Annotated in this window: 19 protein-coding genes and 1 other annotated feature; of the genes, 7 read left to right on the forward strand and 12 right to left on the reverse strand. The window is 35.2% G+C overall.

Going from position 1 to position 21,386, the window contains the following annotated elements; translation table 11 throughout:
- Nucleotides 1-64 precede the first annotated feature (64 nt).
- The 4 genes from SPD48_RS00415 to SPD48_RS00430 are packed head-to-tail and all read left to right on the forward strand — an operon-like array spanning nt 65 to nt 3,630.
- On the forward strand, nt 65-763 hold the full coding sequence (locus SPD48_RS00415) for a FadR/GntR family transcriptional regulator (protein WP_336256069.1): 699 nt from the start codon (nt 65-67) through the stop codon (nt 761-763).
- A gap of 14 nt (nt 764-777) precedes the next feature.
- Nucleotides 778-1,494 (forward strand): (Fe-S)-binding protein, encoded by a 717-nt coding sequence (locus SPD48_RS00420; protein ID WP_336256070.1) that lies wholly within the window; start codon nt 778-780, stop codon nt 1,492-1,494.
- A gap of 19 nt (nt 1,495-1,513) precedes the next feature.
- Nucleotides 1,514-2,932: a LutB/LldF family L-lactate oxidation iron-sulfur protein gene (locus SPD48_RS00425; protein WP_336256071.1), complete on the forward strand. Its 1,419-nt coding sequence runs from the start codon at nt 1,514-1,516 to the stop codon at nt 2,930-2,932.
- Nucleotides 2,929-3,630: a LutC/YkgG family protein gene (locus SPD48_RS00430; RefSeq protein ID WP_336256072.1), complete on the forward strand. Its 702-nt coding sequence runs from the start codon at nt 2,929-2,931 to the stop codon at nt 3,628-3,630. Before SPD48_RS00425 ends, SPD48_RS00430 begins: the two co-directional genes overlap by 4 nt.
- Before the next feature lie 56 nt (nt 3,631-3,686).
- Here the strand turns inward: SPD48_RS00430 and SPD48_RS00435 are convergent, their stop codons facing one another.
- The 6 genes from SPD48_RS00435 to SPD48_RS00460 form a co-directional block, all read right to left on the reverse strand.
- Nucleotides 3,687-4,550 carry an ROK family protein gene (locus tag SPD48_RS00435; RefSeq protein ID WP_336256073.1) on the reverse strand — a complete coding sequence of 288 codons (864 nt, stop codon included), beginning with the start codon at nt 4,548-4,550 and terminating at the stop codon, nt 3,687-3,689.
- Between the two features lie 15 nt (nt 4,551-4,565).
- Nucleotides 4,566-4,889 (reverse strand): YxeA family protein, encoded by a 324-nt coding sequence (locus SPD48_RS00440; RefSeq protein ID WP_336256074.1) that lies wholly within the window; start codon nt 4,887-4,889, stop codon nt 4,566-4,568.
- Nucleotides 4,890-5,075: 186 nt separating this feature from the next.
- Nucleotides 5,076-5,909 (reverse strand): phosphate ABC transporter ATP-binding protein PstB, encoded by an 834-nt coding sequence (pstB, locus tag SPD48_RS00445; RefSeq protein WP_336256075.1) that lies wholly within the window; start codon nt 5,907-5,909, stop codon nt 5,076-5,078.
- A 14-nt stretch (nt 5,910-5,923) separates the two neighbouring features.
- Complete coding sequence (pstA, locus tag SPD48_RS00450) at nt 5,924-6,796, reverse strand: phosphate ABC transporter permease PstA (RefSeq protein WP_442962086.1); 873 nt, start codon at nt 6,794-6,796, stop codon at nt 5,924-5,926.
- A gap of 38 nt (nt 6,797-6,834) precedes the next feature.
- On the reverse strand, nt 6,835-7,785 hold the full coding sequence (gene pstC / locus SPD48_RS00455; protein ID WP_336256076.1) for a phosphate ABC transporter permease subunit PstC: 951 nt from the start codon (nt 7,783-7,785) through the stop codon (nt 6,835-6,837).
- A gap of 35 nt (nt 7,786-7,820) precedes the next feature.
- On the reverse strand, nt 7,821-8,828 hold the full coding sequence (locus SPD48_RS00460; protein ID WP_336256077.1) for a PstS family phosphate ABC transporter substrate-binding protein: 1,008 nt from the start codon (nt 8,826-8,828) through the stop codon (nt 7,821-7,823).
- Between the two features lie 237 nt (nt 8,829-9,065).
- Between SPD48_RS00460 and SPD48_RS00465 the strand changes: the two genes are divergently transcribed.
- Nucleotides 9,066-11,246, forward strand: coding sequence for an MMPL family transporter (locus SPD48_RS00465; protein ID WP_336256078.1), 2,181 nt, complete (start codon nt 9,066-9,068; stop codon nt 11,244-11,246).
- Nucleotides 11,247-11,294: 48 nt separating this feature from the next.
- Here the strand turns inward: SPD48_RS00465 and SPD48_RS00470 are convergent, their stop codons facing one another.
- The 6 genes from SPD48_RS00470 to fni form a co-directional block, all read right to left on the reverse strand.
- Nucleotides 11,295-12,257 (reverse strand): siderophore ABC transporter substrate-binding protein, encoded by a 963-nt coding sequence (locus SPD48_RS00470; protein WP_336256079.1) that lies wholly within the window; start codon nt 12,255-12,257, stop codon nt 11,295-11,297.
- Between the two features lie 20 nt (nt 12,258-12,277).
- Nucleotides 12,278-13,033, reverse strand: coding sequence for an iron ABC transporter ATP-binding protein (locus SPD48_RS00475; RefSeq protein ID WP_336256080.1), 756 nt, complete (start codon nt 13,031-13,033; stop codon nt 12,278-12,280).
- On the reverse strand, nt 13,027-13,977 hold the full coding sequence (locus SPD48_RS00480; RefSeq protein ID WP_336256081.1) for an iron chelate uptake ABC transporter family permease subunit: 951 nt from the start codon (nt 13,975-13,977) through the stop codon (nt 13,027-13,029). The genes SPD48_RS00475 and SPD48_RS00480 overlap by 7 nt, the downstream gene beginning before the upstream one ends.
- Entirely contained in the window at nt 13,967-14,920 is a 954-nt protein-coding gene (locus tag SPD48_RS00485; protein ID WP_336256082.1) for an ABC transporter permease, read from the reverse strand. Before SPD48_RS00485 ends, SPD48_RS00480 begins: the two co-directional genes overlap by 11 nt.
- 215 nt (nt 14,921-15,135) lie before the next feature.
- The gene (locus SPD48_RS00490; protein ID WP_336256083.1) at nt 15,136-15,843 is read right to left on the reverse strand and encodes a DsbA family oxidoreductase; all 708 of its coding nucleotides are present in this window, start codon (nt 15,841-15,843) and stop codon (nt 15,136-15,138) included.
- Between the two features lie 222 nt (nt 15,844-16,065).
- Complete coding sequence (gene fni / locus SPD48_RS00495) at nt 16,066-17,112, reverse strand: type 2 isopentenyl-diphosphate Delta-isomerase (RefSeq protein ID WP_336256511.1); 1,047 nt, start codon at nt 17,110-17,112, stop codon at nt 16,066-16,068.
- A 307-nt stretch (nt 17,113-17,419) separates the two neighbouring features.
- On the opposite strand from fni, the gene SPD48_RS00500 reads away from it, so the two are divergent.
- Nucleotides 17,420-19,201, forward strand: a complete 1,782-nt coding sequence (locus SPD48_RS00500) for a methyl-accepting chemotaxis protein (protein ID WP_336256084.1) — start codon at nt 17,420-17,422, stop codon at nt 19,199-19,201.
- Nucleotides 19,202-19,279: 78 nt separating this feature from the next.
- Nucleotides 19,280-19,519 (forward strand) — a binding site (T-box leader).
- A gap of 58 nt (nt 19,520-19,577) precedes the next feature.
- Nucleotides 19,578-21,146 carry a 2-isopropylmalate synthase gene (locus tag SPD48_RS00505; RefSeq protein WP_336256085.1) on the forward strand — a complete coding sequence of 523 codons (1,569 nt, stop codon included), beginning with the start codon at nt 19,578-19,580 and terminating at the stop codon, nt 21,144-21,146.
- Nucleotides 21,147-21,386: the final 240 nt, after the last annotated feature.

Genomic DNA, 21,386 nt, shown 5'->3' on the forward strand with positions numbered 1-21,386 from the left:
TAAGCTTCATTAAACACATCAGACGTCTGATGACCATATGAGTAAACAAAGAAAGGTGCGTTCAATGGAATACACAGCAATTAATACTAAAAAAAGTTATGAAAAAATAATTGATCACATTGTTTCTATGATTAAAAAAGGTCAGTTACAGCCTGGAGAGCGGCTAGAGTCAATTGAGAAACTAGCATCAAACTTTGGTGTGAGCAGATCTGTTATAAGAGAAGCACTAACAGGATTAAGAATGATGGGCTTAGTTCACATTCAGCACGGAGAAGGAACATTTATTGCTAATTTTAATCATGCTTCTTTATCAATCCCTGTCACTGCTTCTATTATCATGAAGAAGGAAGATATTAAAGAATTACTTGAAGTTCGAAAGATTTTAGAATCAGGAGCAGTTCGTTTAGCTGCCCTTCACCACACGCAGGAGGATATTCAAAAAATAGAACAAGCAATTGATGAAATGAAAAATAATCAACTTGATGAGACCGCTGACTATCATTTTCATTATTTAATCATTCAAGCTTCCCAAAATAAAATGTTAATGAGCTTATTGGAAAGCATCTCAAAAATCATGATTGAGACCATTCATGATGCCCAAAAGATTATCCTTAATAAAGAAGAAACAGCGGAACCTTTAATAAAGGACCATGAACTAATTTATCAAGCGATTATAAATAAACAACCTGATCAAGCAGAAAAATATATGCTTCAGCATTTAAAGAGAGTTGAGACATTTCTCGAGCCATATATTAATAGATAAGGAGGTTTAAGGTGATGAAAGTATCGTTATTTATTACATGTGTCTGTGATATGGTTTATCCGACTGTCGGAAAACATACGGTTGATATTTTAGAAAGGGTTGGTTGTGAAGTAGATTTCCCAACAGCCCAAACATGTTGCGGACAACCAGCATTTAATAGTGGCTATTTGGATCAGTCTAAAAAAGCAATGAAGCAAATGATGAGGGCTTTTGAACACTCCAACTATGTAGTCGGACCTTCCGGCTCTTGTGTAGGCATGTTAAGAGAGTACCCCAAAATTTTTGCAGGGGATGAAGTATGGGAGAAGCGAGCGATTGATTTAGCAAATAAATCCTTTGAATTGACTGAATTTTTAGTAGATATCCTTGGAGTAGTTGATGTTGGATCGACCTTTACCGGGAAAGTAACTTATCATCCATCTTGCCATATGACTAGAATACTAGGGGTAAAACATGCACCTATTAAACTATTACAACATATTAAAGGGATCGACTTAGTGGAACTTCCTATGAAAGAAGACTGTTGCGGTTTTGGAGGTACATTCGCGATAAAAAATGCTGCCATCTCAACAGAAATGGCAACAGAAAAATCCCAGCATGTATCAGAAACAGAAGCTCATTACCTAGTCGGAGGAGACATGGCTTGTTTAATGAATATAGGTGGCAGAATGAATCGAGAAGGAAAAAAAGTGGAGATCATCCATATTGCTGAAATATTGAATTGGAATTAATGCAAAAAGGAGGAGGCTTATGGGTATTCAGATCAGTAACGAAACATATAAAGAACGAGTCAAAAAAGGATTAGAAGATAGATTTATGCGCAATGCAGTTGCAGAAGCTCAAGAACGTTTAAAAACAAATCGTGTGCTCTCGGAAGAAGGACTCGGGAATTGGGAGGAATGGCGGACTTTAGGAGAAGAAATTCGCAGCCATACGATCGAACATCTTGATTATTATTTGGAGCAATTAAGTGATCAAGTTGTGAAAAGAGGAGGCAATGTATTTTTTGCCCAAACAGCAAAAGAAGCAACAGATTATATTAACAATATAGTAAAGCAAAAAAATGGTCAAAAAGTAGTAAAAGCAAAATCGATGGTGACAGAAGAGATTGGTTTAAATGCTGTTTTACAACAAGAAGGAGTGGAAGTTGTTGAAACGGATTTAGGTGAATGGATCCTCCAATTAGATGAAGATCCTCCTTCTCATATTGTTGCACCCGCCTTACATAAAGACAGAGAGAGAATTCGCGAAGTGTTTTCAGAGCAACGAGCATATAATGGAACTTCTCAGCCTGAAGATCTTACTCTTTTTGCACGTGAGCAGTTGCGAAAAGACTTTTTATCAGCCGATATTGGGATTACCGGGTGTAATTTTGCAGTTGCAGAATCAGGAACAGTAACACTCGTCACAAATGAAGGAAATGCTAGACTTGCAACATCTCTACCTGACACCCATATAGCAGTGATGGGAATGGAAAGAATTGTTCCGACGTGGGAAGAACTTGATGTTTTGGTAAGTTTATTAACGAGAGCTGCAGTGGGTCAAAAGTTGACCAGCTATATTACGTCATTAACCGGCCCCCGTCTTGAGGGAGAAATTGACGGGCCATCTGAATTTCATCTTGTTATCGTAGATAATGGAAGATCAAAAATTCTTGGATCTGAATTTCAATCAGCACTTCATTGTATTCGTTGTGCAGCTTGTATTAATGTTTGCCCAGTTTATCGACATATTGGCGGCCATGCCTATGGCTCAATTTATCCAGGTCCAATTGGTGCGGTGATTACTCCCCTTTTAGATGGATATGAAAAGCATGAAGAACTTCCTTATGCTTCATCTCTTTGTGCTGCATGTACGGAAGCTTGTCCGGTTAAAATTCCGCTTCATGAACTATTAATTAAACATCGACAAGTCATTACAGAAGAAAACCCTTCTCTTTCTGAGAAAATGATGATGAACGGTTTTGCAGAATGGGCTTCTCATCCAGCCGCTTATAAACTTAGTACAAAAATGGCTAGACCTCTACTGGCACCATGGATCAAGTCGGAGAAAATCAAAAATGGACCCGGTCCGTTGAAAGCCTGGACAACTACACGCGATTTTCCAGCGCCTAACAAACAATCGTTTCGTTCTTGGTTTCAAAAGAGGCAGAAAGGAGAAGATAAATGATCCAAAACAGAGAAGAGTTTTTAAACCGGATTGCAAACCAATTAAATCGCCCTCGACAAAAAAATCAAGTAATAAAACCTGTTTGGAAAAACCAGCCACAATGGGAGGTGATGAATCACTTCACTAAAGATGAGTTGGTAGACGTTTTAGAAGAACAATGCAAGGTGATTCATACTACTTTTAAAAAGACTTCAAAAGAAAATTTGCCTACCATTCTACATGAAACAATTATCGAGTATGGTGGCGGTCCAATCATTTCATCAAAAGATGAACGAAATGTACGGTTTGGACTGGATAGATTGTATAAAAAATTAACATCTGATGGGGTCGAAGTCCGCGAATGGTGTGAAGATAAAAGAAATGAGAATGTCCGTTATTCGGAGAGAGCGAATATCGGAATTACGTTTAGTGATCTCACACTTGCCGAGTCTGGAACGGTGACATTATTTAATGATAAAGCGAATAGCCGAACAATTAGTCTCCTTCCTGTAAATTATATTGCGATCATTCCTAAAGAAACGCTCGTACCAAGAATGTCCCATGCAACTCGTCTTATTCACGAAAAAAATAAAAATGGGGAATTGCTCCCTTCATGCATTAGCTTTATTACTGGGCCAAGCAATAGTGCTGATATAGAGTTGAATTTAGTAGTAGGTGTACATGGGCCTGTACAAGCATCTTACATTATTATCGAATAATTTAGTAAAGAGCAGATAAAAAAACTCGCTGCTAAAACGAATCGACAGCGAGTTTTTCAATTCTTATTTAGCAGGTCTTGAGCCAATAAAAAACAACCTATTAACGCCTGCTCATCATTTAATGCGGGAGCAACGATATATTCCTCTAAATTTGGGGTTGAAATATAATCATTCATTAATTGCTTAAACTTTTGTCGAATCATTATATATAAATTTGTATGATTCATTACGCCCCCACCAATGATAACTTTCTCAACTCGTAAAGCCAGTGTATATGTAAAAATTGCTTGTGCTAAATAATCAGCAATCAACTCCCAAACATCTTTTCGATTATATAAAGTTGTTGCAGTGACACCATATCGAGCTTCAATAGCAGGTCCAGAAGCTAATCCTTCCAGGCAATCCTCATGATATGGACATATTCCTTTGAATAAATCTTGTTTATTTTTCCTCACTAAAATATGACCCATCTCCGGATGACTAAATCCTTCTAAGATATTACCGTTTATAATCGCTCCTCCCCCAATACCAGTACCAACCGTTAAATAGAGGCAACTCGAAACATCTCTAGCCGCTCCTTTATGATATTCGCCATATGCCGAAGCATTAACATCTGTTGTCCAAGCAACATGCACCTTGTATTTCTCTCTTATTGATCCAATGAAATTAAAATAGTCCCAACCTACCTTAGGGGTAGATGTGATATATCCATAGTGTGGAGAATCTTTATTTACATCAATGGGGCCAAAAGAACCTATTCCTATTGCATGAATTGAAAAACAATCAAAAAAAGCAACTACCTTTTGAAGTGTTTCGGCTGGTGTCGTTGTTGCAATCATTACTTTATCTAGGATCTTTTCTCCATCTTCTGTAACAGCACAAACAAATTTAGTACCACCTGCTTCGATTGCACCAATCACAAAAAGCCCCCCAAATCATAAGTTTTTTTTAACTTTCTCAGGTAAATCTTCTTTACTAATAAACTCATACTTTTTCACTTTATCATTTCTAACATATAGTTTTATAACTTTACCTTTCTGAATAGTATCTTCAATGATAAATGTTTGAGTTCCATGGTTTCCCTCTTCATCAACAATTGGAAGTGTATACTCTACTTTATCAAAATTACTAGTGACATATTCTTCAGGAATCGTGCCATAAAGATGAACAGTGTTTGTGTTAAAAAACAGAAATCCGCCAATAAAAACAACTCCTAGCGAAGAAAAGATGATGCTACTAAATAAAACTCGTTTGTTCATTGGACAATTCCTCCTACAAAAAGTAAGTATATTATACATCAAATTACCCAAATTCGAGCCTAATTAGTCATCTATTTTTCTTGTAATTTTTTCAATAGTATTAATCAGTCATTTCCTATGTAAAAAAATAAAAAACTATCCATAATCAGATAGTTTGATAGGGATATATAGTTTTAAAAATCTAGTTTATCCAAATAATCCGTTAATATATGCTTCTGTTCTTCTGTCACTTGGACGATTGAAAATATCGTTTGTTTCTGCAAATTCAACTACTTCTCCATCTAAGAAAAAGGCGGTTCGATCAGAGATCCTCGCTGCTTGTTGCATATTATGGGTGACTATAGCAATCGTATATTTTCCCTTTAACTCTCTGATTAGTTCCTCTACTTTCAAAGTAGATTTAGGATCTAGAGCGGAAGTGGGCTCATCCATTAAAATAACCTCTGGTTCAATGGCTAAACATCTAGCTATACATAGTCGTTGTTGTTGTCCCCCAGAAAGACGATACGCGCTTTCATGCAAACGGTCCTTTACTTCATCCCATATATAAGCATTGCGCAAACTTGTTTCTACAATTTCATCTAAAATCATTTTATTTTTTATTCCATGAATTTTAGGCCCATATGCAATATTCTCATAAATGGACTTAGGAAAGGGATTCGGCTTTTGAAAGACCATCCCAACTTGGGTTCGTAATTTTTCTGCACGTAAACTTGGGTCATAAAGGCTCTTATTATCGTACAGTATCTTACCTGTTATACGGACGTTTGGAATTAAATCTACCATTCTATTTAATGCCTTCAGATAAGTAGATTTCCCACAACCAGAGGGGCCAATAATTGCAGTCACTTCTTTTTCGTGAAACGTAAGATTTATATTTTTTAATGCATGTGTATCTCCATACCACAAATTAAAGTTTTGAGCTTCAAAAATTGTTTTACTTTTAGCTTCGACTGACTTTAACAATTTCACATTTGATCCTTGATTATCTTTTGGACGTTCTATGGTAACTGTATTCATACTTTTCTCTCTCCTTATTGATACGTTTTTTGAAACTTATTACGAATTAAAATAGCTGTCAGATTTAATCCAAGAAGTAATACTAATAAAACAATAATCGTAGCAGCAGCTAAATTTGCATATTCTCGAACCATTGTTGAATCCAATGTCCAGTAATAAATTTGAACCGGTAAGACAGTAAATTTATCAAAAATACTACTTGGTAAAGAAATTAAAAATGCTGGAATTCCTATGACAATTAATGGTGCTGTTTCACCGATCGCTCTTGATAAAGATAAAATGGCTCCAGTTAGAATACTCGGTAATGCTGACGGTAAGATAACATTTCGAATGGTTTGCCACTTTGTTGCTCCCATCCCGAAAGATGCTTCACTTAAATGGGGCGGTACAGCCCTGATTGCTTCCTGGCTTGCAACGATTGATATCGGTAAAATAAGTAAAGCCATCGTAAGCCCTCCAGCTAAGACTATATTACCTAATTGAAGACCACGTACAAAAACGGTCATGCCAAGAATGCCATAAACGATTGATGGAACACCAGCTAAATTTGCTATATTTGTTTGGATAAGTGATCGAATTATCCCTTTCTTCGTATAAAGTTCCAAATAAATCGCTGTTCCTACTCCTATAATCATTGTCACTGGTGCAACCACGAGCATCAGCCATACTGTACCAAGAATTGGACCTAATATTCCTGCTTTCTCTGGACTTGTTGAAAGTTTATTTGTCAAAAAACCCGTGTTTATCCAACTTAGTCCATCAGAAAATACTTTATATAGTAACACACCTAAAACAACGATACCGAATGAAGTCGCTAATAGAAAAACAATTTTCGCTATCTTATTTAACACAATTCGAATATTCATTCGTTTTTCAATATGTTTCATATCAACGTACTCGATGAGATACACCTCCCACTTTTTGTTTATTCATATTGTGCTTTCCACTTTTTTGATATAAATCTTGCAATTAAATTCATTAAAAGAGTAAAAACGAACAATGTCATAGCAACTGCATAAAGACTGTAATAAATGGTTGAACCTGCGGGTGCGTCCCCACCTGTTACCTCAACGATGTATGCAGTCATTGTTTGCATCGATTTTGTGACATCGAAGGAAAAATTCTTTGTACTTCCGCTTGCAATTGTAACGATCATTGTTTCCCCAATTGCTCTAGAGATAGCTAAAACAATCGATGCAATAATTCCAGATAATGCACTTGGGATTACAATTTTAATTACTACTTCAAGTTTTGTTGCCCCCATAGCCAGTGCTCCTTCACGCATCGAAAAAGGTACAGCATTCATTGCATCTTCAGATAATGAAGCGATCATTGGAATGATCATGATTCCCATCACTATTCCAGGACTCAAAATATTTGTTGCTTCAAGCCCTGGAATAATGTTTTTTAATAAAGGGGTAACAAGCGTAAAAGCAAAGAAGCCATATACAATAGTCGGAATTCCTGCTAACACTTCAAGAAGTGGTTTACATACTCTCCTTATTTTAGCTGGAGCATATTCACTTAAATATATTGCTGACATTAAGCCAATAGGAAGTGCTACGAACATCGCAATCAACGTAGAAGTGAATGTCCCCATCAATAATGGAAGAACTCCAAATGAGGGATTTGAACTTAATGGTTTAAGTACAGTCCCAGTGAAAAATTCCAGAAAAGATACTTCTTTAAAGAAATGGATCGATTCTGAAATTAGAATGTAAATGATCCCTATCGTTGTACAAACAGTTATACTGGCGATTAAAAATAACAGGACAGGAATTACCTTTTCACCATTTCTACGCCACTGGTTTTTTTGATAACTTTGTTCAATAATCTGTTGTACATCTATCTTTTTCGTTTCAGGTGATATTGCCATAAGTAAACCTCTCTTCTATTAAACTATTCATGAAGTTACTTAAGTTCCCGAATAAACTCTAAATTTTCATTAATTTCATCTCCTGGAATTGGAGCAAATCCTGTCTCACCAGCAAACTCATTGATGCTTTCCAGAACATATTCAGTAAAATCTAGTACTTGAGGTTTTTCTTTTGCGTGATTTACATTTAGATAAGTAAATACTGGTCTTGTAAAGGGCGCATAATCCCCATCTTCAGCAATCGTGTCTAAAGAAGGTTCAACTGAGCCATTTCCGAAATCTACGCTTACTGCTTGCAACTTATCTTGGTTTGTCACATAGTATCCAAATCCGAAAAACGCAATTCCATTTTTATCATCTTCGATCAAGTTTACGAGAGTTGAATATTCTTGTTGTAAATTTATATCTTCAACTAGGTCGTTTTCTTCTAACACATTTTCAAAGAAAAATTCATATGTTCCATGGTTTTCATTTGGGCCATACGTATTAATTTTTTCGTTCGGCCAATCAGGATTAATATCAGACCAATTGGTCACTTCACCATCCGCTAAGAAAATGTTTTTTAAGTCTTCTGCAGTCATTTCACTTGCCCAATCATTATCTTTATTAACTACAAACGTTAGACCATCTAAAGCAACTTTAAGCTCTTTTACCTCTATTCCTAATTCCTCAGCTTTCTCCGCTTCTTCATCTTTGATTTGTCTAGAAGCATCATTAAAATCTGTACCGTTTTCTACTAAAAACTTTTCAAAACCTGCACTTGTCCCTGATCTACTAACCTCAACAGAAACATCCTCTTGTTTAGTTATCATATATTCTTCAGCAATTCTTGCCATCAGTGGATACACAGTGCCCGATCCGTCAATTACTACACTACCTTCTAATTCTGTGTTCCCCTCTTCTTCTGCAGTTTTTGTATCCGAATCTGCATTACCGTTTGTTTCCCCTTCTGAGTTTCCGGATGCAGAATTTTGACAAGCTGCTAATATAACCGCCAAGATTCCGATTACGATTAGTCTCCAACTACTTTTTAATAATTTCATACTTGTTCCTCTCCCTTTAGTTATTTTCACTTACAGCTTTAGTATAAAATCGAATTGTTTATTAACGATTAATTTGGAGTAAATTTTATGTAAAGTTTTAAATCACTTCTATTTATCCTTTTGAAAAGCATGTAAGTTATCTACCTAATGAACAATGAAATATTTAATTCACTTTGCGTTCATATTAGACTTCTAAACTATAAGATGTAGTAAATTTTTTTAAGGAGATGGTATTCTATGCTCGCAATAGTTCGAAAGATGGTAAAGTCGATTAGCACCTCTAAGGGTGCAAAAATAACCGTAGCTGTATGGCTAGGCGCAATCATACTACTAAGTGTATTTGCGCCTAGTGCGAAAGATTATGAGAATAATAGTACAGAAGGAAGTGTTCGAAATGATAAACCGTCAGAAATAGCAGACCAATTGCTTGAAGATGAGTTTCCGACAGAGGACGGACTAACTGGATTAATCGTCTTTCATCAAGAAAAGGGATTAAACGAAGAAGACATTGAAAAAATTGAAACGTTTAGTAAGTGGCTGCAGTCGGATGAGAAACCTACTGATATATCTAGTGCTCTCCCCTTTCATGAATTCCCAAAAGAGGTTCAAGCACAGATGTTTTCAGAGGATAAATCAACCCTCTTATTTAACTTAGCGTTAAAAGCGAATGTCGATGCAGTCGACGCGTTTGACGTGTTTCAACAGGTAAACGAAAAATGGGATGCTATTGGTTCAGATACTATTCAATTTGAAATCACAGGACCAGCGGGCATTACTTCCGACACAACTGCATTATTTAAAAATGCAGATTTTGTATTAATGCTTGCAACAGTTGGATTAATTTTTATCATTTTAATTTTTATTTATCGATCACCACTGTTAGCAATTATGCCTCTTGTTATAGCTGGCATCGTTTATGGTGTAGTCGATCGAGTATTGGGTCTGTTAGGAAAGTTTGATATCTTCGTGATTGATGGACAAGCAACTTCCATTATGCTCGTCTTATTATTTGCTGTTATAACCGATTACAGTTTATTTATTTTCTCAAGATTTCGAGAAGAACTTTATAAATATGAGTCAAAATATGGCGCAATGAAAGAAGCAATTTATCATGTTTCCGAGCCAATTTTCTTTAGCGGAGGAACTGTAATTCTAGCAATATTATCGCTCTTTGTAACAGTCTTTAAACCATACAATTACTTTGCACCCGTATTTACTGTAGCAGTCCTCTTTATTTTGCTTGCAGGTCTAACTCTTATCCCGGCTATATTTGCATTACTTGGAAGACGTGCCTTCTGGCCATCGGTCCCAAAATTAAATGATGAGAAAAAGGAAAAACATACATTATGGAGTTGGATTAGTAATATTGTCGTGAAACGTCCGAAAATGATCACCTTAGTTCTTAGTATATTTTTGCTAGTTGGAACCCTTAATATTATTCCAATTAACTTTTCATTTAATTTACTTAAATCTTTTCCAGAAGATATTTCTTCTCGAGTTGGGTTTGAATTGCTAGAAGAAAATTATCCACCTGGAGAGTTAGCGCCGGTCGATATTCTTGTTAAAACGAAAAATAATAGTGCAATTGATAAAGAGTTTTTGGAGCATATTCAATCGTTACAAGAAGAGCTGGAAGTACAGAATGGAGTTAGTACAGTTAATTCTAAAATAACGGACGGAATGATCCGGGGTGAGGAAGATTTGTCAAGAAATTTCTTAGCTGAATCTGAAAAAGCAGTAAAGTTTCAACTCATCTTAAGTGATAATCCGTATGATCATGCAGCAATTGATACGATAGAGAAAATCCGCGAGAATACCGATAAAATTGTAACAAAAAGTGGATTTGATACAGATGCTATAGAGATTCATCTTGCGGGACAAACAGCAAGTCAATTAGATGTGAAGCAAATGAATGTCCGGGATATGGTTGTTTTATTTACCCTTGTCGTCGTGTTATTAACTATAGTGCTTGGGTTTCAAACTAGATCTATCCTTCTTCCAGTAATCATGATGGGGACCATATTACTTTCCTATGCCGCGACATTAGGTTTCAGCTGGGTTATTTTTCATCATCTATTAGGATATGAAGAAATCAGTTATCGCATACCGGTATATACGTTTATTTTTATGGTGGCTTTAGGTATTGACTATAATATTATGCTCGTTTCGAGAGTCAAAGAATTTGCCGCTCATTATGATTGGACAGAGGCAGTTGGAAAAGGGGTAACCTTTACAGGTGGGGTTATTTCATCTGCAGGATTAATCCTAGCTGCTACTTTCTCTGTTCTCATTACTCAACCAATTCAGGAATTGTTCTTATTCGGAACAATTATGGCATTCGGTATATTGCTTGATACATTTATTATCCGTGGTTTCTATTTACCATCGCTCTTAATCTTGACGCACCCGAAAAAGTAATAAATAAAAGCTGCTAAGAGGGGGCATACTCTCTTAGCAGCTTTATGATTATTCTATACTTGCATCAATTTCTTCAAGCATTCCAGCAACAGATTCTAATCCGCCACCAGACAGATACCAATATTCAGGATCTAAATAAATGATATTATCATTCTGATATGCTTTTGTTTTTTCCATTAACTTATTTTCTACTAACTGTTCCGCAGATGACTCTTCGCCAACGGCTGCACTTCTATCTACAACATATAATAAGTCCGGATCTTTCTCTGCAACATATTCAAAAGATACGTTCATGCCATGAGTAGAAACTTCAATATTCTCATCTACTGGTGGAACACCAAACACGTCATGGATAATTCCAAATCGAGAGTTAGTTCCGTAAGCACTAATTTTATCATCATTTGCTAACACAATTAATGCATTTTGATCTGCTGTTTCCGCTTTTTCTTTAAGAGTTGCAATGGAGGCTTCTATATCACTTAATGCAGTTTCTACATCATCCTCTTTGCCAAAAATCTCTCCAACTGTTCTTACATTTTCCTCAAATGATTCCATATATCTTGTTGTATCTACACCTAAATAAATAGTATCTCCTAATTCTTGTAGTTGATCATATAAATCAGCCTGACGTCCGGAAATGATAATTAAATCTGGATCAATTTCGGCGATTTTTTCAAAATCAGGCTCTTTTAAAGAACCAATATTCTCATATTCTTCACCCGCATACTTTTCTAAGTAAGTTGGAATTACACCAGACTGTGGTACACCCACTACTTCTATCCCTAATTTATCTAATGTGTCGAGCACACCAAAATCAAACACGACAATTTTCTCAGGGTTTTTTGCCACTTCCGTTGTGCCTAGTTCATGCTCAACTGTTACTGTATCAGCTGCTGCTTCTTCTGGTGTGTCTTCCGTTTTTTCAGCATCTGATTCTTTATTACTAGATCCACATCCTACAACTAAAACAGCTAAAGCTGCTATTAACAAACCATATAATAATTTTTTCATATTCATTTTCCCTCTCAACATTAGAAGTATACGCAAATCCGTTGATCTTCTATTTCTTTTATTTCAATATCCATATCATAAATATCTTTTAAAACACATTGATCAATCACATCACAAGTTGGTCCGTGTTTAACAATTTTTCCATCTTTTAAAGCAACGATTTCATCTGAATAACATGAAGCAAAATTAATATCATGAATCACGATAACAATCGTTTTCCCAAGATCATCTACAAGGCGTCTTAATGTCTTCATTATTTGAACAGAGTGTCTCATATCTAAATTATTTAACGGCTCATCAAGCAAAATATATTCGGTATCCTGAGCTAGCACCATTCCGATGAATGCCCGTTGGCGTTGTCCACCACTTAACTCATCCAAATATTTATGCTGAATATCTCGAAGTTCCATATAATCGATTGCTTCATCTACTTTTTTCCAATCTTCTCTTTTCAAATTACCTTTTGAATATGGAAAACGCCCAAAAGAAATAAGTTCTCTAACAGTCAATTTAACATTCATTGAGTTTGACTGTTTTAAAATAGATATTTTACGGGCAAGTTCACTATCTTTTGACTTGCTTATATCTTCTCCGTCAATCAAAATCATGCCCTCATCTTTAGCAATCAGTCTGCTCACCATAGAGATTAACGTACTTTTCCCAGCACCATTCGGTCCGATAAAAGAAGTGATTTTCCCTTTCGGAATCGTTAAAGATACATCCTCAATGACCACTTTTTTATTATACGTTTTAAAGACACTTTTAATATCTACCATGACTTATTCTCCTTTAGTAATAAATAGATGAAATACACTCCACCGACAAAGTTAATGATGACACTTAATGTAGTTTCGAACGTAAAAACTTTTTCAACGATAAACTGACCACCTAATAATGCGATAATGCTGATTAAAACTGAACTTAATATCAGATATAGATGCCTATATGTTTTGATAAACTCATATGCAATATTTACAACGAGCAAACCTAAAAAAGTAATTGGACCAATTAATGCCGTTGCAATGGAAATCATTACCGCCACGACAATCAAGAGGCGTTTTACGACATATTCATATGGTACACCTAGATTTGTTGCATGATCTTTCCCTAAAGCTAATACATCTAAATATTTATAAAAACGTATAAAATATAATACGACGACGATAATTAAAATAATGGATAGATACACGAGATTCGTATTTACATTGTTTATGCTCGCAAACATTTTATCCTGAGCAATCATAAACTCATTCGGATCAATTAACACTTGCATAAACGATGTAAAGCTACCAAAAAATGTTCCTAAAATCATTCCTATTAATAAGAGGAAATAAATATTGTTATTCTCCCCTTTAAATAATAAACGATAAAACAATAATGAAAAAACGACCATAACACCAATTGATAATAAATAGTTGAGATTACTGTTCATCATGATCATTGACTTTGAACCGAAGATAAAAACAATAAATGTTTGAGTGAGCAAGTATAGGGAATCTAAACCCATAATACTTGGCGTCAAAATCCGGTTATTCGTAATTGTCATGAATATAGTTGTTGAAAAAGCAATTGCACCACCAGTAAGGATAATAGCAACTACTTTGATAATCCTTCTTGGCAAAATATAGTCAATATTACCAGTTAAATTATAAAAAACATAAAGAAGTGCCAGGAGTAATGCTACGATTGCAAGTATGACTGTTTTCTTTTTATAGCCCATATTTCTTTCTCCTTAACAGCAGATAAATGAAAATTGCACTACCAATTACTCCAACTGTTAAATTAATTGGAATTTCATATGGGTAGATAATCAGTCTGCCAATGATGTCACATACTAGAACAAATAAGGCTCCTAACAATGCTGTATGTATTAAGTTGTTTTTTAAATGATCACCCTGGTAAATGGTAACTATATTTGGGATAATTAATCCAAGAAAAGGAATAATCCCAACAGATAAAACGACAGATGATGTCACTAATGCAGAAATAATTAATCCTATATTCACTACTTGCCGGTAATTTAATCCTAAATTTTTGGCAAACTCTTCTCCCATGCCTGCAATAGTAAATTTACTTGCATAAAAATACGCAATGATCAATGTAGGAATACTTACATATAACAGCTCATAATTCCCGCTCATTATCATTGAGAAATCACCTTGCATAAAGGATGTCATGTTTTGGATAAGATCATTTTTATAAGCTAAAAAAGTTGCCATGGAATCAATGATACTGCCAAACATTAATCCTACTAAAGGGATGAAAACAGGATCTTTAAATTTAATTTTCTCCAAAATTTTCATAAAAATAACGGTGCCGAGTAATGCGAATGCAAAGGACACAGTAATTTTGAGTAATGGGCTTGCTGCGGTAAAAACCATTAACGAAACAAGTACTCCGAATCTGGCTGAATCTAATGTTCCAGCAGTTGTTGGAGAAACAAATTTATTTTTACTCAGCTGTTGCATGATCAAACCGGCAATACTCATGCTTGCTCCAGCGATCAAAATGCTGATTAATCTTGGTATTCTGCTAATAAGTAAGACTTCTCTCTGATCTTCCGTTAAGCTTAGCAAATCAGTTGGAGAAAGATCTGTAACACCGATAAAAACAGATACTGCTGATAAAATGATTAATGCTGTAGCTAAATAGCGTAGTTTCATATCATATCTCTCTCTATTTATTATCATTCTTAAATACTATTAATTTTAAATAAGAATGATATTCATTATCAATTAGGTCGTCGAATTGAGTATAGCATATCTAATTTTTCTTAGCAATATTAATAATGTGGAATTTTCATGAATCTTTTACTCATCTTTAAACCAAACAGAAAAACTGATGCCATCTTTCTTACATCAGTTAAAAAGATTCCTTTTTATTCGCAGTCATTTCCCGTACAGTAGGAGCTCTTACATTGATTATTAGTATTGTTCCCTTTTTCTTGTACTATTTCTTCATTCCACAGTTCCTCTAAAATAGTAACAAACACTTCTAATGGTTGAGCGCCTGCTACAGCATGTTGATCATTAAATATATAAAAGGGCACACCGCTTATTCCAATTTCCTCTGCCATTTGTTCGTCGTTTTTTACTGCTTTTGCATAGTTATTTAAACATAATAAAGAATCTACATCAGATTCATTTAATTCTGCTTCTTTTGCAATAGATAACAAGACATCTCGTTCGCCAATATTCTCATGCTCTATAAAATGCTTTTTAAATAATAGGTCAATAATGAGCTGTTCTTTCTCTTCACGTTCCGCAAACTTTACAAGTCGATGGGCATGAAACGTATTAGCATGTTGCAATTTTTCAAATTGAAAATGCAAACCAATTTGTTCAGCTTGTATACAAATTTGGTCCATCATTTCCTTCACTTTTTCTATGGATAAACCGTATTTTTTCATCAACATGCTATATATGTCTTCAGTTTTTTCCTTACCTGCATTTGAATCTAGTTGATAGCATTTGTATTCAATTTGCACATATTCTCTATGTTTAAATTGTTGTAATGCCATTTCAAGTGTTTTTCTTCCTATAAAACAAAATGGACAAGTAAAATCTGACCAAACTTCAATTCTCACTTTGGATACACCCCGTTCGCTCTTACGTGTAGTTTATCACACTATAAACTTGTCCTTATACTATTCTGCTTGAAAAAAAGTTATAAATTTATCCTACCAACTAATCCTGAATAAACATATGTAAATCTGCTTCATAACTTAAGACAATAGTACGAAATTGATAAATAAAAAACACTTGTAGAAAAGCACTCTCTACAAGTGAATAAGTTAATCCTTCTTTATTTACTCTAATAATGAACGGCCCATAATTGTAACCCGTTTTGTATTTCTTAACGTCTCCAAATCTTTAGCTCCTATGCCGAACATTGCCATTTTCATTTCTAATTCAATTTGTTCCATCGTGTTAAGAACTGAGTCTACAGATTCAGTTGCCGCTTGAAGTAACGTCCTAGCAAATCCAACAATATCTGCACCTATCGTTACCGCCTTCGCTGCGTCTAATCCTGTTTTCATTCCACCACTCGCTACAATTGGTGTAGTAGGAAGTTTACTACGAACAGAAACAATACAATCTTTCGTCGGTATGCCCCAGCTATTAAACGCTTCTGCAGCGGCTTTACGAAGTGGTTCTTTTGAACGTAACTTTTCCACTTGGCTCCAAGAAGTCCCGCCTGCACCTGCTACGTCTATATAAGAAACTCCGACATTATACAGTTTTTCCGCAACTATACCATCAATTCCGAATCCAACCTCTTTTACACCAACTGGGACAGTTAATTTTTTACAAACTTCTTCTATCTTGGGGAGTAATTGCTCAAAATTTAAGTCTCCACCATCTTGAACAACTTCCTGAAGACTATTTAAATGGAGTACAAGCGAATCCGCCTCTGTCATATCAATAATACGTTGGCATTCCTCCACACCGTATCCATAATTAAACTGAACAGCCCCAATATTCGCTATTAATGGGACAGTTTTTGCATGACGCCTGATCAAGAAGGAATCTTCATGAGCTCGACTCTCTAGAAGTGCCCGAGTAGAACCAAGGCCAATTGCCCACCCCTTTTCCTCACTTGCTTGCGCTAAATTTATATTAATTTTGGATGCAAGTTCTGACCCTCCTGTCATAGAACTTACAAGAAAAGGCGCTTTTAACGCTTTATTTAAAAAGGTCGTATTTAGCTGGATATCATTGAAATTAATTTCTGGTAGAGCATTGTGAATAAATGAAATTCCTTCTAATCCTGTCGTTTTATTCACTCCCTCTACTTGATCCGTCAAACATAATCTTATATGTTCCGTTTTCCTTACATTAATATCTGCTTCCATTTCCAGCACTTCCTTTAAACTTATTATAATCAAAGGTTATTTCCTTCTATATTAAATAGTTTACTTACTTCAACCTTATAATGAAAGGAAAGTGATTTTACAGCCAGCTTTACACATCCATCTAATTAGGTCTAAAGTTTTATCCACTTCCTTTTATAATACAAATTTACCAATTATATTTATTATTCCCCTTCTCTTTTTAGTTATTTTAGACTATAATAAATAGAGTTTCCTTTATACCATATTCTCATTTCCATTTTCAAACATTGCTATATTGCTGCCAATATTATTCTATGGAGGAATATTCATGAAAAACAAAATAAAATCATTTTTTAAAATGTTTCGTTTTAAGAAGAAAACGAAGAGAAGCACGAGAAAAACATCGAATAAGGCGTCCTTTTTCAAAAATATTTCGATTGGTACAAAATATTTAAGTGTTTTTATTATTTCTGTATTACTATTTATTGTTGCGACAGTTGTTGTGTTTCTCCAACTATCAACTGCTAAACAAAGCGTAAGTGAAATTATACATAAAAGTAACCTTGCCAATGATATGGCTCAATTAGCATTATATGTAGAACAACAAGATTCCTTAATTTCAAACTATATTATCGTTGGAAACAATCGATATGTTGATGAGTTTCATGAGATTAATGATGGATTAGATGCGATTTTTGAACGCCTTGGAAAAGAGTTTAAAGGTTCAGGGGAAAATGAATTCTTATTTGCAAGAGTAGTGGATAATAATGAAAAAATTAGCGATATCTTTTTAAATGAAATAGCAGGAAAAGATCCAGAAGATGAAAAATTAATTTATTCACGAATCCAAATTGGTACTCAAAAAACATCAAGTGTTGCACTTTTAAATAGATTAATAGATGCAGTAAATGAAGAGCAGGGTATTGCTACTGAAAATGTAAATGATAGTATGGACAGAAGTATCATATTTTTAATTACAGTTAATATTGTTAGTATTGTGATTGGACTCGTTATAATGATCTTCATTAGTCGTATCATTTCAAGCAGTTTGAAAAAAGTAGTTTCAGTTACTACTGAAATAGCAGATGGGAACTTGGCAGTAGAACAAATGGATTATAAAGGCAAGGATGAAATCGGTCAATTAACGGAAGCAGTTAATACATTAAGCAGTAATATGAGTAATGTTATACATAAGGTTGCCCAGGCTTCACAGTCCGTTTCTACGAGCAGTGATATTTTGACCCAATCAGCTAGAGAGGTTAAAGAAGGTAGCGACCAAATGGTTGTGACGATGGAGGAGCTTGCTACAGGTGCTGAAACACAGGCTAACAGTGCCTCAGATTTATCAGAGCAAATGAAACATTTTGTTGATTCAGTAAGGACTTCACAAGAAGAAGGACAAGGTATTGCTGATTCATCTAAAGATGTATTAGCACTAACTTCAGACGGTTCCAATCTAATGAAACAGTCTGTAAAACAAATGAACAAGATTGATTCAATTGTAGCAGAAGCAGTTGATAAAGTACGTGGACTTGACCAGCAATCAGATGAAATTTCACAACTAGTTCAAGTGGTTAAAGATATTGCTGATCAAACAAACTTGCTTGCATTAAACGCAGCAATTGAAGCAGCTAGAGCTGGGGAACATGGTCGAGGTTTTGCAGTGGTTGCAGATGAAGTCCGAAAACTTGCTGAACAAGTAACGAGCTCTGTAACCGAAATCACAACTATAGTAGGTAGTATCCAGACAGAGACTAATGAAGTTGTAACCTCACTAAATGACGGATATAGTGAAGTAAAAGAAGGTATTAATCAAATTGAAAAAACGGATAAAAACTTCGATTCAATCGATTACTTTATTAATACAATGGTTGGTAGTGTTACTGATGTAGCAAATCGTCTCAAGGAAATTGCTGAAAATAGTGAGCAGATGAATAATTTAATTGAAGATATTGCGGCTGTTTCCGAAGAGGCTGCTGCAGGAGTTGAACAATCTTCAGCTTCAACTCAAGAAACATCTAGTTCAATGGATGAAATTTCTCGTAAGGCGGACGAATTATCCGAGCTGGCAGAGCAATTAGGTCAAGAAATCACTGTATTTAAATTATAGTTTATAAAATAAAATATTTTTAGAAAATTTGTTGACAGGTAAAATACAGAACGTTATAATTACATTTAATTAAATAATTTTGAAGCAATGATTGGAAATAGTAAAGGGATAGATAAGCTTTCAGGGAGCCGATGGGTAGTGAGAATCGGTAGTTATTTACCTTTGAACTCGTCCAAGAGCTACTCCGTGAACTTCTAGTAACGGATGTCGGTTTTCTACCGTTAAATGGATAGATGGTGATAGCCATTGAAAATGAGTTGAATTAATAATGATTTAATTAACTAGAGTGGTACCGCGAGTAAACACCTCGTCTCTATACTTTATATAGAGGCGGGGTTTTTTAATTATAAAAATACTTATAAAAGGAGTGCTTCAATTGTCAAGAAAAATTTGGGTGTTTGATACAACATTACGTGATGGAGAACAAGTACCAGGGGCTAAACTGAATTTACATGAGAAATTAGAAGTGGCACAACAGTTAAAGCGTCTGCAAGTTGATATTATAGAAGCAGGATTTCCAGCATCTTCAGAAGGAGACTTTAATGCAGTAAAAGAAATAGCGACAAAGGTTGGTAACACAGATGATATCATGATCACTGCATTAGCAAGAGCTGTTAAGGCAGACATCGATTCAGTATACCATAGTGTTAAACATGCCGAAAAACCGCTTATCCATATGGTACTTGGAACCTCCGATATTCATGTGGAAAAGAAATTTAGTAAGTCAAAAGATCAGATTTTAGATATCGGGGTAGAAGCTGTTAAATATGCAAAAACGTTACTTCCTGATGTTCAATACTCTACAGAAGATGCTTCGCGAAGTGATTTTGAGTATTTATGGAAGACAATTGAGGCAGTTGTAAAAGCTGGTGCTACGATGATTAACGTTCCAGATACAGTTGGCTTTGCTGAACCTGAAGAGTTTGGAGAGCTAATTTATAAATTGAATAATCGTTTAAAGAACTTAAATGATAGCGTCTTATTAAGTGTACATTGTCATAATGATCTTGGAATGGCAACAGCTAACACGTTAGCTGCGATAAAAAATGGTGCAGATAAAGTAGAGTGTACGATTAATGGAATTGGTGAGCGTGCAGGAAATGCCGCGTTAGAGGAAGTTGTTATGGCAATCAATACACGTTCCTCCGTTTACAACGCTCAAACAAATGTTAATACACAAGAGATTATGAACACATCTCGCCTTGTCAGTAGCTTAATGGGGCTTGAAGTACAAGTAAATAAAGCTATTACTGGAGATAATGCGTTTGCCCACTCCTCGGGGATCCATCAAGATGGTTTGTTAAAATCTCGAGATGCTTATGAAATAATTAATCCGATAGAAGTTGGATTAGACGATATGGAATTAGTTTTAACAGCACGTTCTGGTAGGCATGCGGTAAAAGATACATTAGAAAAATTAGGCTTTTCTGAAATGACTGCTGATGATTTTGAAGCGATTTTTGCCGATTTTCTAACATTAGCAGATCAGAAGAAGGAAATTTATAACCATGATCTTTACGTAATTGTGAAAAATTACTTCGCTAAACATCATGCGGATAAGAAAGAGATTCAAGATTATGCCGATAATTTCTATGAATTAGTGGATCTGCAAGTTGTAAGCAATACGATCTTCCCTTCCGCTAGCATTAAAGTTAAAAAAGGCGAGCAGATTTTAGACGGCAGTGCAGTTGGTACAGGGCCAATCGACGCTTTATATACAGCGATTATCGATATTGTCGGTCTTGATATTAATTTATTAGAATATAAAATCAGCAGTGTTTCACGAGGAAAAGAAGCTTTAGGTAAGGTTAAAGTCGTCGTTGAATTCAATGGGGAAAAATATAATGCAAACGCTGCGGATACAGATGTCATTAAAGCAAGTGCGTTAGCATATATTAATGTAATAAACAATATAATTGTCGAAAACCTACTTCCCGTAGCTTAATCAGTAAAACGGTACAGCGAGCAAATTTAACGCTGTACCGTTTTTATTATGTATTGGGAAGTTTAGAGATTCACTTCCTTAGTTGTATTTTCAATTAACTGGTTGCTTGAAAATACAACTATATTCCAAGAATTTTTTCACTGTCACAGTTGATATAAACTGCGCAGTAACTAGTAATTTAGGTATGAGCTGATTAACCGCTGCGGAAATATGTTTCGCTTTCCGTGGGCGGCTGTTGAG

Source organism: Pseudogracilibacillus sp. SE30717A, from assembly GCF_037071985.1.
Classification (GTDB): Bacteria; Bacillota; Bacilli; order Bacillales; family Amphibacillaceae; genus Pseudogracilibacillus.

Coding starts and splice junctions, on each gene's coding strand:
- SPD48_RS00475 (WP_336256080.1), bottom strand. CDS start 13,033: ATGGTAGATATTAAAAGTGTCTTTAAAACGTATAATAAAAAAGTGGTC.
- SPD48_RS00465 (WP_336256078.1), top strand. CDS start 9,066: ATGCTCGCAATAGTTCGAAAGATGGTAAAGTCGATTAGCACCTCTAAG.
- SPD48_RS00420 (WP_336256070.1), top strand. CDS start 778: ATGAAAGTATCGTTATTTATTACATGTGTCTGTGATATGGTTTATCCG.
- SPD48_RS00485 (WP_336256082.1), bottom strand. CDS start 14,920: ATGAAACTACGCTATTTAGCTACAGCATTAATCATTTTATCAGCAGTA.
- SPD48_RS00460 (WP_336256077.1), bottom strand. CDS start 8,828: ATGAAATTATTAAAAAGTAGTTGGAGACTAATCGTAATCGGAATCTTG.
- fni (WP_336256511.1), bottom strand. CDS start 17,112: ATGGAAGCAGATATTAATGTAAGGAAAACGGAACATATAAGATTATGT.
- pstC (WP_336256076.1), bottom strand. CDS start 7,785: ATGGCAATATCACCTGAAACGAAAAAGATAGATGTACAACAGATTATT.
- pstA (WP_442962086.1), bottom strand. CDS start 6,796: ATGAAACATATTGAAAAACGAATGAATATTCGAATTGTGTTAAATAAG.
- SPD48_RS00440 (WP_336256074.1), bottom strand. CDS start 4,889: ATGAACAAACGAGTTTTATTTAGTAGCATCATCTTTTCTTCGCTAGGA.
- SPD48_RS00470 (WP_336256079.1), bottom strand. CDS start 12,257: ATGAAAAAATTATTATATGGTTTGTTAATAGCAGCTTTAGCTGTTTTA.
- pstB (WP_336256075.1), bottom strand. CDS start 5,909: ATGAATACAGTTACCATAGAACGTCCAAAAGATAATCAAGGATCAAAT.
- SPD48_RS00425 (WP_336256071.1), top strand. CDS start 1,514: ATGGGTATTCAGATCAGTAACGAAACATATAAAGAACGAGTCAAAAAA.
- SPD48_RS00415 (WP_336256069.1), top strand. CDS start 65: ATGGAATACACAGCAATTAATACTAAAAAAAGTTATGAAAAAATAATT.
- SPD48_RS00480 (WP_336256081.1), bottom strand. CDS start 13,977: ATGGGCTATAAAAAGAAAACAGTCATACTTGCAATCGTAGCATTACTC.
- SPD48_RS00430 (WP_336256072.1), top strand. CDS start 2,929: ATGATCCAAAACAGAGAAGAGTTTTTAAACCGGATTGCAAACCAATTA.
- SPD48_RS00500 (WP_336256084.1), top strand. CDS start 17,420: ATGAAAAACAAAATAAAATCATTTTTTAAAATGTTTCGTTTTAAGAAG.